This is a genomic window from Corallococcus sp. EGB (assembly GCF_019968905.1).
GTDB lineage: Bacteria > Myxococcota > Myxococcia > Myxococcales > Myxococcaceae > Corallococcus.
Map to the genome: position 1 here is coordinate 7,435,292 of NZ_CP079946.1, position 17,326 is coordinate 7,452,617.

14 protein-coding genes are annotated in these 17,326 nt (G+C 72.2%); 8 read left to right on the top strand and 6 right to left on the bottom strand.

Going from position 1 to position 17,326, the window contains the following annotated elements; genetic code table 11:
• The first annotated feature begins 21 nt into the window (after window positions 1–21).
• From KYK13_RS30285 to KYK13_RS30300, 4 genes are all read left to right on the top strand, one after another.
• On the top strand, window positions 22–1,218 hold the full coding sequence (locus KYK13_RS30285) for an aminotransferase class V-fold PLP-dependent enzyme (RefSeq protein WP_223636737.1): 1,197 nt from the start codon (window positions 22–24) through the stop codon (window positions 1,216–1,218).
• Between the two features lie 14 nt (window positions 1,219–1,232).
• The gene (locus tag KYK13_RS30290) at window positions 1,233–2,162 is read left to right on the top strand and encodes a Ppx/GppA phosphatase family protein (RefSeq protein WP_223636739.1); all 930 of its coding nucleotides are present in this window, start codon (window positions 1,233–1,235) and stop codon (window positions 2,160–2,162) included.
• On the top strand, window positions 2,159–3,451 hold the full coding sequence (locus tag KYK13_RS30295) for an MFS transporter (RefSeq protein ID WP_223636742.1): 1,293 nt from the start codon (window positions 2,159–2,161) through the stop codon (window positions 3,449–3,451). The genes KYK13_RS30290 and KYK13_RS30295 overlap by 4 nt, the downstream gene beginning before the upstream one ends.
• A 139-nt stretch (window positions 3,452–3,590) precedes the next feature.
• Window positions 3,591–4,388, top strand: a complete 798-nt coding sequence (locus KYK13_RS30300) for an AraC family transcriptional regulator (RefSeq protein WP_223636745.1) — start codon at window positions 3,591–3,593, stop codon at window positions 4,386–4,388.
• 18 nt (window positions 4,389–4,406) lie between these two features.
• On the opposite strand, the gene KYK13_RS30305 is transcribed toward KYK13_RS30300, so the two are convergent.
• Complete coding sequence (locus KYK13_RS30305; protein WP_223636748.1) at window positions 4,407–5,354, bottom strand: NAD(P)/FAD-dependent oxidoreductase; 948 nt, start codon at window positions 5,352–5,354, stop codon at window positions 4,407–4,409.
• Between the two features lie 124 nt (window positions 5,355–5,478).
• Window positions 5,479–6,798, bottom strand: coding sequence for a lysophospholipid acyltransferase family protein (locus KYK13_RS30310; RefSeq protein WP_223636751.1), 1,320 nt, complete (start codon window positions 6,796–6,798; stop codon window positions 5,479–5,481).
• Window positions 6,799–7,013: 215 nt separating this feature from the next.
• Between KYK13_RS30310 and KYK13_RS30315 the strand changes: the two genes are divergently transcribed.
• Window positions 7,014–8,939 (top strand): S8 family serine peptidase, encoded by a 1,926-nt coding sequence (locus tag KYK13_RS30315; RefSeq protein ID WP_223636754.1) that lies wholly within the window; start codon window positions 7,014–7,016, stop codon window positions 8,937–8,939.
• A 109-nt stretch (window positions 8,940–9,048) separates the two neighbouring features.
• Here KYK13_RS30315 and KYK13_RS30320 read toward each other — a convergent pair whose 3' ends face one another.
• Both KYK13_RS30320 and KYK13_RS30325 read right to left on the bottom strand, forming a co-directional pair.
• Window positions 9,049–9,816: a hypothetical protein gene (locus KYK13_RS30320; protein WP_223636757.1), complete on the bottom strand. Its 768-nt coding sequence runs from the start codon at window positions 9,814–9,816 to the stop codon at window positions 9,049–9,051.
• Entirely contained in the window at window positions 9,813–10,442 is a 630-nt protein-coding gene (locus tag KYK13_RS30325) for an RNA polymerase sigma factor (protein WP_223636761.1), read from the bottom strand. Before KYK13_RS30325 ends, KYK13_RS30320 begins: the two co-directional genes overlap by 4 nt.
• A gap of 159 nt (window positions 10,443–10,601) precedes the next feature.
• Between KYK13_RS30325 and KYK13_RS30330 the strand changes: the two genes are divergently transcribed.
• The 3 genes from KYK13_RS30330 to KYK13_RS30340 are packed head-to-tail and all read left to right on the top strand — an operon-like array spanning window position 10,602 to window position 13,692.
• Window positions 10,602–11,828 carry a hypothetical protein gene (locus KYK13_RS30330; RefSeq protein ID WP_223636764.1) on the top strand — a complete coding sequence of 409 codons (1,227 nt, stop codon included), beginning with the start codon at window positions 10,602–10,604 and terminating at the stop codon, window positions 11,826–11,828.
• The gene (locus KYK13_RS30335) at window positions 11,825–12,577 is read left to right on the top strand and encodes a hypothetical protein (RefSeq protein WP_223636766.1); all 753 of its coding nucleotides are present in this window, start codon (window positions 11,825–11,827) and stop codon (window positions 12,575–12,577) included. Before KYK13_RS30330 ends, KYK13_RS30335 begins: the two co-directional genes overlap by 4 nt.
• Complete coding sequence (locus tag KYK13_RS30340; RefSeq protein WP_223636768.1) at window positions 12,574–13,692, top strand: Ig domain-containing protein; 1,119 nt, start codon at window positions 12,574–12,576, stop codon at window positions 13,690–13,692. The genes KYK13_RS30335 and KYK13_RS30340 overlap by 4 nt, the downstream gene beginning before the upstream one ends.
• A 10-nt stretch (window positions 13,693–13,702) precedes the next feature.
• Here KYK13_RS30340 and KYK13_RS30345 read toward each other — a convergent pair whose 3' ends face one another.
• A complete protein-coding gene (locus tag KYK13_RS30345) occupies window positions 13,703–14,233 on the bottom strand; it encodes a hypothetical protein (RefSeq protein WP_304504063.1) in 531 nt (176 codons plus the stop codon).
• A 16-nt stretch (window positions 14,234–14,249) separates the two neighbouring features.
• On the bottom strand, window positions 14,250–17,324 hold the full coding sequence (locus KYK13_RS30350) for an outer membrane protein assembly factor (RefSeq protein ID WP_223636770.1): 3,075 nt from the start codon (window positions 17,322–17,324) through the stop codon (window positions 14,250–14,252).
• Window positions 17,325–17,326 lie beyond the last annotated feature (2 nt).

Below are 17,326 nucleotides of genomic sequence, written 5' to 3' on the forward strand. Positions count from 1 at the left end.
CCAGGGTGCATTGCACGCCCCATGAGCGCTCCCCTCCCCGCCCACAAGGTTCACTGGGGGTTGGATCCCCAGGTCGTCTTCCTCAACCACGGTTCGTTCGGCGCGAGCCCCAAGGCGGTGCTCCAGCACCAGTCGGAGCTGCGGGCGCGGCTGGAGGCGGAGCCCGTGCGCTTCCTCGCCCGTGAGGCGGAGCGGCTGCTGGACGAGGCGCGCGCCGCGCTCGGGGCCTTCGTGGGCGCGGACTCGGAGGACATCGCGTTCGTGTCCAACGCCACCATGGGCGTGAACACCGTGCTGCGCAACCTGCGCTTCCAGCCCGGCGACGAGCTGCTCACCACCGACAACGAATACAACGCGTCCAGGAACGCGCTGGACGTGGCCGCCGCGGAGAAGGGCGTGAAGGTGGTGGTGGCGAAGCTGCCCTGGCCCGTGACTTCGCCGCAGTCCGTGGTGGACGCGGTGATGGCGCAGGTGACGCCGCGCACGCGGCTCCTGCTCGTGGACCACATCACCAGCCAGACGGCGCTGGTGATGCCGCTGGCGGAGCTGGTGCGCAAGCTGCGCGAGCGCGGCGTGGAGACGCTGGTGGACGGCGCGCACGGGCCGGGCATGGTGCCGCTGGCGCTGAAGGAGCTGGGCGCGGCGTACTACACCGGCAACTGCCACAAGTGGCTGTGCGCGCCGAAGGGCGCCGCGTTCCTGTACGTGCGCCGCGACCTGCAGGCGGGCTTCAAGCCGCTGGTGGTGAGCCACGGGCACAACTCGCCACGCACGGACCGCTCGCGCTTCCGGCTGGAGTTCGACTGGGTGGGCACGGTGGACCCCACGCCCTTGCTGTGCATCCCCACCGCGATCCGCGTCGTGGGTGGACTGGTGCCGGGCGGGTGGCCGGAGGTGATGGCGACCAACCGGGAGCTGGCGCTGGCCGCCCGGAGGATGCTGGACGCGAAGCTGGGCAATGCGACGCCGCTGTGCCCGGAGTCCATGGTGGGCAGCATGGCGTGCGTGGCCCTGCCGGATGGCTTCCCCGAGCACCCCGAGCCGCCGCTCTACGTGGATCCCCTCCATGTGCGCCTGTTCGAGGAGCACCACATCGAGATCCCCGTCACGGCCTGGCCCCGTGCGCCTCGGCGGCACCTGCGGCTGTCCGCGCAGCTCTACAACAGTCCGGCGGACTACGAGGCCCTGGCGCGCGCTTTGGAAGCGCTGCTGCGTTGAGTAGTGTTCGCGGAATGCCTCGCTTCGCATCGATCGATATCGGAACCAATTCCGTGCTGCTGCTGGTCGCGGATCGCCTGCCGGACGGGCGCTTCACACCGGTGGTGGAGCGCGCCGAAATCACGCGCCTGGGCCGGGGCGTGGACACCAGCCGCGTGCTGTCCTCCGAAGGCATGGAGGCCACGCTGGCCGTGCTGGTGGCCTTCGCCAAGGAGGCCCGCGAACTGGGCGCGGAAGGCATCGCCGTGTCCGCCACCAGCGCCGCGCGCGACGCGAAGAACGGCGCGGACTTCATCGCCCAGGCCAGGGCCCGCGCGGACGTGACGGTGGAGATCATCCCCGGGGAGATGGAGGCGCAGCTGTCCTTCGCCGCGGTGGCCCAGGACTTCGCGGGTGAGTCCGCGGGGCCGCTGGTGGTGGTGGACATCGGAGGCGGGTCCACGGAGTTCATCTACGGCACGGACGCCGGCACGGTGGCCTTCCGCCACAGCTTCGACGTAGGCGCCGTGCGCCTCACGGAGCGCTACGTGCGCACCGACCCGCTGTCTCCGGAAGAGCGCGCTGGCATCGAGGCGCATCTGCGCGACACCTTCTCCGCCCTGCCCCCGCCGCCGCCCGCCTCGATGCTGGTGGGCGTGGCCGGCACCGTGACGACGCTGTACGCCGTGCAGCACCAGATGGCCACCTACGACGCGGAGGCGGTCCATGGCGGCGCGCTGTCCCGCGGCGAGCTGGACGCGCTCACGGACCGGCTGTGCACCCTGCCCCTGGACGCGCGGCGGTCGCTGCCCGGCCTCCAGCCCAAGCGCGCGGACGTCATCCCCGCGGGCGCCCTCATCCTGCGCGAAGCGGTGAGGGCCCTGGGCGTGGATTCATGCCGCGTGAGCGACCGTGGCCTGCGCTGGGGTCTGCTGGCACACCGCTTCGGCTCCTCCCCCTCATGAACGTCTCCTCCCCCGCCGCTCCGTCCAGCTCGCACGCCACGCAGTCCGTGCGGGCGGGCTATGCGCTGTTCATCCTCACGTTGATCAACCTGATCAACTACCTCGACCGTTACATCATCGCCGTCGCGCTGCCGGAGATTCAGAGGGACTTCAGCATCAACGACGCGCAGTCCGGCCTGCTGGGCACCGTCTTCATCATCGTCTTCATGCTGGCGTCGCCCCTGGGCGGCTTTCTGGGGGACCGCATCCCCCGGCGGCTGCTGGTGGCCGGCGGCGTCATCCTGTGGAGCCTGGCCACGGGGGCCAGCGGCCTGGCCGCGAGCTTCACGGCGCTCTTGCTGGCGCGCGCGGTGATTGGCATTGGCGAGGCGGGCTACGGCGCGGTGGCGCCGTCCATCATCTCCGACCTGTATCCGCGCGAGCAGCGCACGCGGATGCTGTCGTACTTCTACATCGCCATCCCGGTGGGCTCCGCCATGGGCTACGGCCTGGGCGGGTGGCTGACGCAGACGTATTCGTGGCACGTGGCGTTCTTCGCGGGCGGCGTGCCGGGGCTGGTGCTGGGCACCATGGCCTTCTTCATGCCGGAGCCGCAGCGCGGCGCCATGGACGGCCCGGACGCGGCGGTCAAGCTGCCCTTCATGGAGGGCCTTCAGGGGCTGGGCCGCAACATGGCCTTCTGGGCCACGACGGTGGGCTACACGCTGATGACGTTCTCCATTGGCGGCCTGGCGTTCTGGATGCCCACGTACCTGGTGCGCGAGCGCCACCTGTGGCTGGAGCACCCGGGCCGCGTGGGCCTGGTGTTCGGCGCCATCACGGCGGTGGCGGGCCTCAGCGGCACCGTGGCCGGCGGCTGGCTGGGCGACAAGATGGACCGCAGGCGCGCGGGCGGCGGCCTGTGGCTGTCCGGCATCGGGCTGCTGCTGGCGGCGCCGTGCATGTACCTGGCGGTGAACCTGCACGACACGACGCTGACGTTCGCGGCCATTGGCCTGGCGCAGTTCCTCATCTTCCTCAATAGCGGCCCCATCAACGCGGCCATCGTCAACTGCGTGCCGCCCGCGTTCCGCGCCTTCGCCATGGGCCTCAACGTGCTGTGCATCCACATGCTGGGCGACGCCATCTCTCCCACGCTCATCGGGCAGATCGCCGACATGTCCAGCCTCCACACCGCCATCGCCATCAACGCGGTGCCGGTGCTGCTGGGCGGCGTGGCGCTCCTGGTGGGCGCGAAGCTGTTCCGCGAGGCCGTGCCCCGCGCGCAGCAGGGCTCGCGTCCCGGTTGAAACGCCCGGGCCCGGAGTGCATCCGAGCCCTGTTCAACGGCGCGGGCAGGCTCCCTGCCCGCCAGGGAAGGAAGCGGAGGCGTTCGTGGCGGACGGGTACTCGCATCTGGCGCATTCCTGGGGGGCGTTTCCGGGGGCCATGATTGTCTCGTGCGGCCAGAGCGTTCAGGCGCCCGCCCCCCGTGCCGCCTCGCATCCGCAGGCGGTCCTCGCGCTCTATACGGGGGGCCGCGCTGTCATCGACCAGCGCACGCGGCTGAAGGTGTCCGCGGGCGACGTGATGCTCATCCCCGCCGGTGAGCGGCACCGCATGGTGGAGGTCGAGCGAGCGGAGGTCTGGGGGCTCGGGTTCCATCCGTCCGCCTTCGCGATGACGGAGGTGGCGCCGCTCCTGGAGCCCTTCGAGCGCGTGCGGCAAGGCGCCTCCGCCGTGGTTCCGATTCCGTCCGGACGTCAGGAGCACCTGGTCCGCCTGTTGTCGGAGCTGCGGGAGGAGACGCGGGCGCCGCACCGTCCCATGGGGGAGCAGGTGGCGCGCAGCCTGTTCTCGCTGGTGCTCGCGGAGGTGGCCCGCTCCAGCACGTGGGCCCCGGTGACGTCGCGTCCGACGCTCGCCGGTGAAGCGCTCACGTACATCGAACGGCACTGCCTGGAGCCCATCTCGCTGCGCGAGGTGGCCGCCGCCGTGGGCCGCTCCCCCGCGCACGTCACCACCGCGCTGAAGCAGGCCACGGGCCGCAGCGCGGTGGAGTGGATCATCTCCGGCCGCATGGCGGAGGCCCGGCGGCGGTTGCTATCCACCAACGAGCGCGTGGACATCATCGCGGAGCGCGTGGGCTACGCGGACCCCACGCACTTCATCCGCCTGTTCCGGCGCGCGGAGGGCCTCACGCCCGCCGCGTGGCGCAAGCAGCACGGCGCGCCCGACGCGCACTGAGCGCCAGGCGGCACCCGCTCAGTGCTGCTTCGCGGGCGGGGCCTTCCCCGTCACCTCCGTATAGCGGCGGTCCGCGTCCTCCAGGATGAGCGCGTGGTTCATCATCGCCGCGGCGATGGTGCCCGCGCTGGCCGCCGCGATGGCGGCCTGCATTGGCGTCGTCATGTCCCCCACCGCGACCACGCCCTGCACCGAGGTCTCCCCCGAGGGGCTCACCTTCACGTAGCCCAGGTCATCCAGCGCGAGCCCCAGCTGCGTCACCAGCTCATGCTGCCGCTGCGGCGGCGCGGAGAACATGACGCTCCGGGCGATGCGCGTCCCGTCCTCCAGCTCCACCTCGGCCAGGCGCCCGTCCTTGCCGTGCAGCGCGCGGATCCTCCGCTCCTCCAGGGGGATGCCCAGGGCCTGGAGCCTCTCGCGCTGGTACGGCGGAACCTCGAAGGCGCCGTGGGTGAAGACGATGAGGTCCCGGGACCAGTTCTGGATGATGGGAGCGCCCTCCAGGTACTGCGGATTCTTCGCCAGCATGGCGAACGGCTGGTCCTTCACCTCCCAGCCGTGACAGTAGGGACACTGGAAGATGCTGGGGCCCCACAGCTCCTTGTAGCCGGGGATGTCCAGCATGACGTCCACCACGCCCATCGCCAAGAGGAGGCGCCGGGCCTCCACCGTGGTGCCATCGCCCAGCGCCACCCGGAAGCCGCCCTCGTGCTTCTCCACGGAGCCCACGCGCGTGTCGCGCAGCTCCACGTTGGGATAGGCCTTCAGCTGTTCGCGGCTGAGGCGCCGGAACTCCGGGGGCGGGATGCCGTCGCGCGAACCGAAGCCGTGCATGTGCTCCGCCGCCGCGTTGCGCGGCTTGCCCGCGTCGCAGAGCAGCACCTTCTTGCGCCCGCGCCCCAGATACAGCGCGGCGTTGAGCCCGCCGGGCCCGCCTCCCACGATGACCACGTCATATGCCGCCATTGCCCTGCTCCTCATGTCGTTCGTTGATTCCCTTGGTGACGGAACCTAACGACCGCGCCGGGCCGGACAGGAGGGCGGGCCTTTCGACGGCATCGGCGGATCTTCCGGTCCGCCACGCCGAGGGCTACCGCACGGCCGTCGCGTCGAGCTTCGGCCGGTACTCCTCCGCCAGCCGCTCCACCTCGCCCGACAGCCGCTCGCCCTCCGCGAGCAGCCGGGCCTTCAACCGCTTGCGGTTGCCCAGCGTGAAGAACAGCTCCAGGTCGTGGCGGATGGCGTCCCAGCGCTCCGCGAACGACAGCGTGAACAGCGCCAGCGGCGGGATGGCCACGAAGGTCCCCAGCCCCCACGCCCACCCGCCCCACACCGCCGCGACCGCCGTCAGCCCCCACCACCACACGATGGACACCACCGCCGCCGTGAGGAACTTCGCCGTGGCCTGGATGTCCAGCTCCGCGCGGCGCGCCGCCATCCGGGGCAACGGGTACGGAATGGCGAACACCGCCAGCCCCAGCGCGAACAGCGGCAGCCCGAACACCAGCCGCGCCAGCGTCTTCAGCGCGAACGGCACCACGTTGCCCGGGCGGTACTCCACCGACAGGTCCTCCGGCCGCGCGGCCTGCACCAGCGCCATCCGGTGGCCGAACGAGGACAGGTCCTGCCGCAGGCGCTCGTAGCGCTCCGGCTCCTGCGTGCGGAACAGCCGCACCCCGCGCGCCCACAGCCGCAGCCGCTCCGCGTCCTGTGCGCCGCGCTGGCGGAAGGCGTAGAGCTGCTCCGCCACCTGCACCACCGGCAGGTCCGCCCACTGCTCCAGGTTCAGCGTCACCGCGCGCAGGCCCTCCGCCACCCGCTCCGTGAGCGCGCGCACCGCGTCCTGCTCCGACGCCGCGTCCCCCGGCAGGAAGGCCGCCACGTCGATGGGCGCCCCCTGATCGATGAGCACCTCGCTGCGAAAGACGTTCTTCTCCGCGTAGGTGAGCCCCACCGGGACGATGCGCACCGGGGCACCTTCGCGAGCGGCGTTGAGCGCGATGCGCGCCGCCCCCGTCTTCAGCTCCGCCAGCTCCGGCTCCGAGTGGCTCTTGCCCTCGGGGAAGATGGTGATGGCCCGCCCCTGCACGAGCGCGCCCTTCGCCGCCTCCAGCGTGCCCTCGTTGCGCCCCATCTGCGTCGGGTCGTCCTGCTTGCGGTACACCGGCAGCGCGTCCAGTCCCTTCAAGAGCCAGCCGATGACGGGCAGCTTGAACAGCGGCGCCTTGGCCATGAACGTCACCTGGCGCCGCGTGAGGATGAACACCAGCGCCGGGTCGATGAGCCCGTTGGGATGATTGCCCACGAAGAGCACCGGGCCGGTGGGCGCCTCGCCCGGGGCATTCACCTTCACCCGGTAGAAGAGCCGCAGCGCCAGCGCCACCACCGCCCGCACACACGCGTAGAACACGCCGGGGACTGTATACCGGCGAACCCTCCCGGGCCCGCCGGGGCTCCGGACACTGTCACCGCCGGGGGCGGGAAGGACCCGCATCCCCGCCGTCCCGCCGGGTCCAGTCAGTACAGAACAATCCGAGATTGCGGCGATCCATGCCGGACCTCCCGAGACACCCCTTTTTGGGCGCGGGGCTCGAGAAGCCACCGCACACCTCGGGAGAGCACCGCATGAATCGATGGATGTCGCTGGGTTGGGCCGCCGCCACCGCCGCCGCCATGGGATGTGGCACGAGCACCTCGGAGCACGAGGACGCGAAGACGGACGCGCCGCCCGCCGTCACGTCATCCTCGCGCTCCATCGTCGCGGCCGCGGCCGCGGCGCCTGGTGCCTGCAACGCGCTCTATGCGTCCAGCGCGGCGCAGGCGGCGCTCAGCCAGGCGGTGGTGGACTCCGCGCTGCACACGGACGGCTCGGTCCGCACGCTCATCCTGTCCTTCAACACCTCGAACGCGACGGGCGGCGTCCTCAACCTGGACGCCGTGCTGGGCGGCCTGACGCGCACGCTGGGCGGGCTGACGCAGGGGCTGGGCCTGGGCAACGTCCTGGCGTTCAAGTCGCTGCCCATGGTGGCGCTGAAGGCCCCGGTGACGCCGCAGCTCATCGCCGCCCTGCGCCAGGAGCTCCAGCCGCTGGGGCTGCTCTCCATCTACGAGGACAAGCCGCTCCAGTACTTCCTCGACACCAGCGTGCCGTACATCCACGCGGACACCGCGCGCACCGCGTATCAGACGACGGGCGCGGGCATCGGCGTGGGCGTCATCGACTCCGGCCTGGACGGCACGCACGGCGACTTCCCCCACGTGGCGCGCAACGTGAAGGTCGTGGCGTCCCCGCTGGATTCGGGGATTGGCGGCGCGCTGTACGTGGACACGCCCAACAGCGACCTGACCAGCGGCCACGGCACGCACTGCGCCAGCATCATCGCGGGCTCGGGCGCGCGCTCGGGCGGGCGGCACCAGGGCGTGGCCCCCGGCGCGACGCTGCTGGGCGTGGGCACCGGCGACGCGCTGAGCATCCTGTTCGCGCTGGAGGGCTTCGACTTCCTGATGGATCCGGACGTCCGTGAGACGCACAACGTCCGCGTCATCTCCAACTCGTGGGGCACCAGCGGCAGCCACTTCGCGCCGTTCGACCCCATCTCCATCGCGACGAAGCGCGCCTACGACCTGGGCATGGTGGTGGTGTTCGCCGCGGGCAACGAGGGCTCCGCCCCCGACACGCTCAACCCGTACAGCGCCTCGCCGTGCGCCATCTCCGTCGCGGCCGGCACGTCGCGCGACACCACGGCGGCCACCAACCCGCTGCTCAGCCAGGACCGGCCGGGGGAGCTTGCGTCCTTCTCCAGCCGCGGCATCCCGGGCGACGAGCTCCACCACCCGGACATCACGCTGCCGGGCGTGAACATCGTGGCGGCGCGCGCGCTCACCGCCACCATCATGCAGCCCTACCTGGGCCTGGACCTGCTGCACCCGGAGCCGTTCTACGCGGCCAGCTCCGGCACCTCCATGGCCGCGCCGCACATGGCCGGCGTCGCCGCGCTGCTGTTGGAGGTGAACCCGTCGCTCAACATGGACGGCGTGCTCGCGGCGGTGCAGGCCACTGCTCGGCCCATGTTCACGACGGACGCGGCGGGCAACACGCGCCAGTTGGAGACGTGGGAGGTGGGCGCGGGGTACGCGGACGTGTACGCGGCGACGAAGCTGGTGAATGACGCCGCGGGCACCCGCTACACCACGCAGACCACCGCCCTGCCCTCCTGGGCGGGCACGGTGAAGACGAGCATCAACCTGCCCGTGGTGGACCTTTCCCTCCGGGCCGCGCAGCACGAGCACCTGCTCACCGTGCCCGCGGGCGCCAGCGCCCTGCGCATCAAGACGAGCTGGGGCAACCCGGCCTACGACCTGGATCTGTACGTCTACGGCCCCAACGGGGAGCTCGTCGCCACCAGCGCCGAGGGCACCTCCAGCAGTGAGGCCGTCGCGATTCCGAACCCACCCGCCGGCATCTGGCGCGTTCAGCTCAAGGGCTTCCTGAACGTGGCCACGCAGTACACCGGCACCGCGGAAGTGGATCGCCGCGTCCCGCGTCCGTAGTCACTCACGGACCCCACAAGGCACGGCAGTCCCTGCCCCCCTCCTGTGTCCACACGGGAGGGGGGTTGTTCGTCTCAAGCGGTGAAGCGAAGCCGCGCGGAAGGCCGCGTCAGCGGGGCGTGAGCGTCACCTGCGTGTCCGCGACGATGTGGCCCTGGGCGTCCGTGAAGCGCGCGCGCACCGGCACGGGGCCCGTCAGCCATCCGCCCTGCACCGGCGTGCTGAAGGGCAGCGGGACGTCCACGCCCGCGGCGACCTCCGGGGCCGGGCCCTCGCGCGGGAAGAAGCGCAGCGGCTCCCCCCCGGACCGGGGCAGCCCCTCCAGCGACAGGCGCACGCGCTCCGGCGCGGTGTAGCTGAACTGCACCGCGTTGCCCTCCGCGCACGTCAGCGTCCCACCGGGCCGGGCCTCCGCCAGCACCGTGCCCGCGGGCGCGATGCAGAACGCGCGCACGCCCCAGGCCCGTTCGCCCGGAGACGACGACCGCGCCTGCCACTCCGGCACCGCCTGCGGCTGACGCTCCAGTGTGGGCGCCACGACGACCAGCGCCACGCCCACCGCCGCGGCGCTCAGCGCCAGGGGCATGAAGAGCGGGGACGCGAACCACTTCTTGCGCTCGGGCGCCACCACCGGCGGCGCGGGCTGAAGCCTGGCGAACAGCGCCTGCTCCAGGAGCGCGCTCCGGGACGAAGGCAGCGCCCGCTGCTCCAGCACCGACTCCACGCGAGACAGCCGCGTGTACGCCTCCTGACATTCGGAGCAGGTGCCCAGGTGCGCGCGCAGGCGCCGGAACCCCTCCGCGTCCAGGCCGTCCTGGCCCTTCTCGAAGAGCGCGGCCATCGCCTGCTTCGCCCGGCGGTCGTCACAACCCCTCATCGCGCACCTCGCCGCTTGAAGAAGCTCCAGCCCTGCGTCTCCAGGTCCTCCAGGTACCCCTTCGACTGGAGGAATCCCAACAGCCTGGCCTTCAGGCCGAATTCGCGCCGCCGCACCTGGATGCGCGTGAGCCCCAGCGCCGTGGCGGCCTCTTCCTGGGGAAGCCCTTCCGCGAAGCGCAGCTCGAAGAGCCGGTGCTCTTCACGCGACAGGCCGCTCTTGAACGCCGCGAGCAGCGCCTCCACCTCGCGGTCCTCCAACAGCTCATCCAGCCCGCCATCCTCCGGGGTGGAGTCGGGGAGCCCCTCGAAGGCTTCGTCCCTGCCCACCAGCTCGCGCTCGCGCGACTGCTCCAGCAGCACGTTGCGCGCGATGCCCATCAGGAAGTGGGCATAGGGGCGCGTGCCGTTGTAGGCGGCGCGCGTGCGCGGCTCGAAGGCGCGGGCGAAGGTCTCCAGCAGCGTGTTCTCCAGCTCCATCGCGTTCCTCAGGCGGGTGAAGGCTCCCCGCCATGCGGCCGCCTTGAGCAGGCGAGCGAGCGGCTCCGCGTACGCGCGATACACCTCCGCCAGCACCTCCGGGGTGCCTTCGCGAAAGCGGCGCAACGTGTCGTCATCCCACTCCATCCCTCAAGGGCTTACCGCGACCGTCGCGGTCCCGTCATCCGCATGTTGTCGCGAGCGGCCACGGGTGGATTGTCAGTTGACGCCCGTGGCATTCTTTCGCCCGGCACGTCGCGCAAACCCTTGATGCATATGACCTCTCACAGGCCTCTGGTTCTGGGTGTGCTCCTTCTGCTGGCCGGGACCGCCGCGAGCGCCGAGCCGGAGCAGGTCCATTACGCCCTCATCGTGGCCAACAACACGGGCACCGAACCGTCCCAGGCGCCCCTGCGCTACGCGGACGACGACGGCGCCCGCTACTACGAGCTGTTCGCGCCGCGCTCGCGCGAGGTCGTGCTGCTGAGCGTGCTGGACGCGGACACCCAGGCCCTGCACCCGGGGCTCGCCGCGAAGACGCTCCCGCCCACGCACCCGGCGCTGGGGACCGCCCTCGCCCGCCTGAACGCCCGCATGGCGGAGGACCGGGCGAAGGGCGCCGTGCCGGTGCTGACCTTCGTGTTCGTGGGCCATGGCAAGCGCGGCGCCGCGGGCGAAGGGGCCGTGAGCCTGCTGGACGGGCCGCTCACGCGCACGGAGCTGTACGAGCGGGTGATCTCTCCGTCCAAGGCGTCCTTCCTCCAGCTCATCGTGGACGCGTGTGATTCGTACTTCTTCGTCAACTCGCGCGGCGCGCTGCCGGTGGGTCCCGCGTACGCGGACGCGGTGAAGGGGCTCTTGGGCAACCGCGAACTGGAGCGCTTCCCGCAGGTGGGCGTGGTGCTGTCCACGTCGTCGGAGCAGGAGAGCCAGGAGTGGAGCGCCATCCGCTCCGGCGTCTTCAGCCACATGGTGCGCTCGGCGCTGTCGGGCGCGGGCGACGTGAACGGGGACGGCAGGGTGGACTACGCGGAGCTGCGGGCCTTCGTGGCCGCCGCGAGCCAGGGCACGAACGACGTGCGCGGCCAGCCGAACGTGTTCATCCAGCCGCCCGCGCTGGACCGCGGCTTCGCGCTGACGGACCTGGGCGACACCACGTCCCTGGGCTACCTGATGGTGCCCACGGGCCTGGCGGGCCGGCTGTGGGTGGAGGACGCGCGCGGCATCCGCGTGGTGGAGCTGCACAAGGAGCGCGAGCGCCCGCTGGTGGTGGCGTTGCCCGTGGGGCGGGGCTACTACCTCCGGAGCAACGGCCGGGAGGCGCCGTTCGCGCTCAACCGCGCGGCCGAGGTGGTGGACGCCGGCGGGCTGGGCTGGCACGACGCCGCGGTGGCGACCCGGGGCGCGGCGCAGGACACGATGCGCGACAAGCTCTTCTCCGTGCCTTTCGGGCCGCGCTTCTACCGGGGCTACATGGCGAGCCTCGGCATCACGCCGCCGTCGGATGAAGCCGACGCCGTCCTGGTGCCATGAGCCCTTCCGCATCCCTGCTGTTCATGCTGCTGCGCATGTCGGCCCCTTGCGACGCGAACACGCGCGTGGTGCTCGTGCCCTTCGAAAGGCTGGCCCTGCCGTCCGCGGACGCGCGGGAGCTGGAGGAGGCCACGCGGCGCGCGGTGGCCTCGCTGCCCGGCGCGTGCCTGGAGTCGCGCGACGACACGCTGGCCCGGCTGCGGGGCTCGGGAGCGGCGCTGGCGGCCTGCGGCGACGCGGCGTGCCGGAGCGCGCAGGCCTCGGCGCTGGGCGCGCGCAGGCTGGTGCGGGGCGTGGCGCTGGGCGTGGGAGGCAAGCGCAGCGTGGCGCTCACGGTGACGGACGCGCGAGGCTCGGAGACGCGCGCCCAGTTCGAGGCGCCGGCCACGACGCCGGGCGAAGCGGACGCGCGCGCGAGGCAGGCGCTCCAGCAGGTGTGGTCGCCGCTGGTGGCGACGCAGGCCCGGCGGGAGTCCCGGGGGCCGCGTGTGCTGCCCAAGGTGTTGTGGGGCGCGGGCGGCGCGGCGCTCCTCGCGGGAGTGGGCTTCGGGCTGGCCTCGCGGAGCACGGAAGCGAAGGTGTCGAAGAACGGCGGCGAGTGCGCCACGGCCAGCGAGTCGTTCGCGCAGTGCTTCTCTGCCCAGTTGGAGAAGGGCCGCCGTGAGGCGCGGACCTCCAATGTCCTGATGGGCGTGGGCGCACTGCTCGGCCTCGGGGGCACGGTGTCCTTCATCTGGGAGCTGCCATGAACCTGCATCCACCGACGTGGAAGCGGCTCGCCGCGCTGACGGGAGCGGTCGTCCTGGCCATGGGGGCATGCACGTTCGCGCCGGACCTGTCGCGCTTCGCCGCGTGCGATTCAACGGGTGGATGCCCTTCCGGCACGGCGTGCCTCACGTCGGAGAACCGGTGCCTGCCGACCTGCGGTGAAGCAGCGGCCTGCGGCAGCCCCGACCCCGTGGAGGACCTGGACGCGGGCTCGGACATGGATGCAGGCCCGGAGCAGGACGCGGGCATCGAGGATGCCGGCGTGACGGACGCGGGCGAGGTGGACGCGGGCCCCTCCGCGCTCTCGCTGGAGTCGAGCCTCCTGACGCAGGCCATCGAGTCCGTCCCCTACTCGGCGAAGCTCCAGGCCCGGGGCGGCACCCCGCCGTACACGTTCAACGCCACCGGCCAGCTTCCCCCGGGCCTCGCGCTCGACACCGAGGGCAACCTCACCGGCACGCCCACGCGCCCGGGGGACCTGCTCCTCCCCGTGGAGGTGCTCGACCAGAGCATCCCCACGAAGCGCGCGAGTGGCAGCCTGACCCTGCGCGTCCGCCCGCTGCTGCGGGTCGCGGGCCCGGAGCCGCTCGCGGACGCGCCCAACAATCGCGCCTATGCCGAGCGCATCTCCGCCACCGGCGGCAAGGCGCCCTACACCTTCGCCCTCGCACCGGAGCAGTCGCTGCCCACGGGGCTGGCGCTCGCGGCGAACGGCACCCTCACCGGCACCACGACCCAGGCAGGCAAGAAGGATTTCACGGTGGTGGTGACGGACAGCGACACGCCGCCCCAGTCCGCCGCCGCCCAGCTCTCCATCACGCTCACGGCCGCGTCCGGCACCGTCACCGTGATATCGCGGGCGGTGCCCTGGGGCCGCGTGGGCGCCGACTACAGCTACAACCTCCGGACGACCGGCGGTTCCAACGCGTTCACCTGGAGCCTGAAGGACGGAGCGCTGCCTCCGGGCATCCTCCTGGACACGAAGGAAGGCGTCCTCTACGGCAAGCCCATGAGCCCGGGAGACTTCACGTTCAAGATTGGCGTCGTGGACCTGCTGTTCTCCGACGAGAAGCCCTACACCCTGCACGTCGACTGACGCGGGCGCCTCACGGGTAGCGGTCCACCACCTGGATGACGCCCGTGTTGTCCTGCACCACGGAGAAGCCCTTCATCGGGCTGGGGTACGCGATGAGCCCCTCGCCGTCCTTGTCCCAGCGCGAGTCCAGCAGCACGCCGCAGAAGGGCACCGACGTGGCGCCGCTCTCCGGCGTGAAGATGCGGTCGTACCGGCCGAACACGCGGTGCTTCGTCACGTAGAGCCGCCCGCCGATGCGCGCCCCCGGCAGCTTCGCCTCCCCTTCCGCCTGCGGCAGCGCGATGACGAAGCTGTAGTTATACCGGGCCGGCCCCGGGTGGTCCTGGATGCTGTCCACGATGACCGGGATGCGGTCCCCCACCTTCAGCCCCAGCCGCTCCATCTGGAGCTGCGCGCCGCGAGGACAGCTCCCCTCCGGCGGCATCCACGCGGGGCGCGGCGCCGTCGCGTTCGCGTCCGGGCCGTGCTGACACGCGAGCGCCAGGAGCCCCATCAGGGCCAGGCCCCCAGCCACTCCACGGCGTGCACGGTCAGTTCGCATGGGCGAAGGCCTCCGGTCAGAACGTCCCGATGCTGAAGTGGAACTGCGTGGGCGCTTCGTTGAGCGCCTCGTCGCGGTCCAGGTTGAAGCCCACGTCGAAGGCCAGCGGGCCCACGGGCGTCACGTAGCGCAGGCCCACGCCCGCCGCGTAGCGCAGCACGCCCGGGTCGAACAGCGTGCGGTCCTGCCACAGGTTGCCCACCTCGAAGAACAGCCCCAGGTCCACCGCCGCGATGGCGGGCACGCGCAGCTCCGCCTTGCCCAGCGTGTAGAGCTCGCCGCCCTGGCTGGCGGGCACCTGCCCCGCGAGCACCGCCTTCAGGTCATCCGAGCACCCCGCGGGCGAGATGACGGCGCGGCACGAAGCCAGCCGCTGGTGCAGCACCTCGCGCACGTCCTGCGGCAGCACGCCGTCCTCGCGGAAGCCGCGGAGGCTGGAGGAGCCACCCAGGTAGAACAGCTTGGACCCGATGTTCTGCGCCCCCTGCGTCAGCGGGAGGATGGTGCCCGCGCGCGCGCTCACCGCCACGCTCGCGCGGCGGCCCAGCGGCGCGTACGCGCTCACGCTCCCGGACAGCTTCACGCCGTCGATGGGGAACTCCGGCACGCGGTCGCCCGCGACGTCCGTGGGGTGGACGCTGATGCCGCGCATGAACTCCACGCTGCTGCTGAGCACCATGCCGCGCCGGGGGTTCGCCGGGTCGTCGCGGAAGTCCAACGTCAGTGACGGACGCAGCGAGTGCAGCGTGAAGTCGCCATACGGGTAGCGCAGGCGCTCCTGGTCCGCTCGGTTGACGAGCTCCAGCACGCCGGCGCGCGAGCGCAGCCGGTTGTTCTCCAGCTCGTACTGGAGCGACACGCTCACCCACGACGCCAGCGCCCAGTCCGCGCCCACCACCGCCGCGAACCGCGTGGACAGGTACGACGGCCGGTGCACGCGCTCGCCAATCAGGTCCAGCCGCGCGCCAATCTCCTGCGGCGCCAGGAAGGAGAGCCGGGGCTGGGACAGCGCCAGGTTGCCGCGCCCGCCCAGGCCGCTGAGGCCGCTGAGGTCGGATTCGCACGCCTCGCCGGACAGCTCGCCGGTGGAGCACCCGGCCGGGTGCCGCGACGACGACAGCGCCTCTGCGCTCGCGCCCGCGTAGTTCACCTTGCCGCGCGCCAGCAGGTTCAGCCCCCGGCCGTCCAGGTTGCGCCACGCCGTGTCCAGCGTGATGCGGGGACCGTCCACCAGGAAGTAGCCGCCGGACACCTCGCCGTCGATGCGCGGGCGCTCCTGCACCGTCACCAGCACGTCCTTGGAGGACTCGCGGCGGTTGGGGTCCGCAAGCGACACCTCCGCCTGGCGGAACAGCCCCAGCCGCGACAGCCGGCGCTGCGCCTCCGCCAGCGCCTCCACCGACAACGGCGCGCCCTTCCTCAGGCCCAGCTGCGCCAGCACCACGTCCGGATCCGAGCGCGTCAACCCCTGCAACAGCACCTGCCCCACGTGCACGCGGGGCCCCGCGTCGGCGCGGAAGGTCACCTGCGCGGCGGTGCCATCCTGCTCCACCGACACCGAGTTGCTCACGCGCGCGAAGAGGTAGCCCTCGCGGCCCAGCCCCCGCTCCAGCGCGGCCTGCGCCTGGTCCACCTTCTCGAAGCTCAGCGGCTGCCCGGCGGGCAGCAGCAGCTTCACCCAGACCGGGTTCACCTCCGGCGGCATGTCCACGAAGGCGGGCTCGCGCAGCAGCGCCCGGGGGCCCTCCTCCACGTCGAAGTCCGCCTCCGCCGTGTGGTGGACCGCATCCACCGTGACGCCCCGGAAGGTCACCTGCGCGGACGCGAAGCCCTGCTCGCGGTAGGCCGTGGTCATCGCGTCCGCGGCCTCCAGCCACGCGTCCTCCAGGTAGACCGTGGACGGGTCGGGCGGGGACATCCCGTTCGTGTCGGCGCGCCGGTCGCGCCCCTCCGTCTCCAGAGGGTCCTCGCGCATGGGCAGGTCCAGCTCCGGAAAGGTCTCCAGGACCGCCACCTGGTTGGTGAGCATGGAGCGCAGCACGGAGGACGACAGCGTCGCGTTGCCGTGGAAGCGCACGTCCGTCACGCGCAGCGGAGCGCCCTCGTCCACCTGGAAGCCCAGCACCGCCGCCTCCCCGTCCGGCCGGATGACCTCCTGCGCCCGCACGCTCACGTCGTGGAAGCCACGCCGCCGGTAGAACGCCTCCAGCCGCCGGGCGAGCCGCGCGGAGACGGCCTCGTCCAGGGCCTCCTCGCCGTCGTAGGCCACCACGCGCGCCAGCAGCGAGTCCGGGAAGCGGCGGTTGCCCGCGAAGCGCAGGTGGAACGCGGGCCCCGCGGACACCGGCACCGCCACGGACGCCTCGCTGTCCTCCACCACCACGGAGGGCGTGCCCACCCACGCGCGCCAGTGCAGCCGCTCGCGCAGGAGCGTCCGCAGCCGCTCCAGGCCGCCATCCAGCTTCGCCCGGTCGAACACCTCGCCAGGCTTCATCCCCAGCGCCTCCACCAGGCGCGGCAACGGCAGCGCGGGGCTGCCGGAGAAGGTCACCTGCCGCACGCGGGTAGGCTTGCCCTCCTCCACCACCAGCGTCACCGCCACGCCGCCCGCGGGCACCGGCCGCTCCTCCACCTGGATGGAGACGGCGTCGTAGCCCTTGCGCTGATAAGCCTCGCGCACGGCGGCCGCCGCCGTGTCCAGCTCCTCCGGATCCAACGGCCCGCCCTGCAGAAGCCCGCTGGCCTCCAGCAGCTCCCCGGACGTGAGGACGTGGTTGCCCTTCACCGCCACGTTCGACAGGAGCGGCAGCGGCGTGAGCTGGAACACCAGCCGCACGCCGCCCGGCACGTCCTGCGTGAGCGCCACCACGTCCGCGAAGCGCCCCGTGGAGAACAGCTGCTCCACCGACCTGCGCACGGCGACGGGCGTCAGCGCCTGTCCCTTGCGCAGCGTCACGAGCCCCGACAGCCCGTCCGAGGACACCCCCTCCGGCAGGTGCAGCTCCACGGCCACCACCTCCGGCGCGTCATCGTCCGAACCCGAACCCGAGGGCGCGGCGAAGGCGGGACGCGCGCAGACGAGGAGCAGCACCG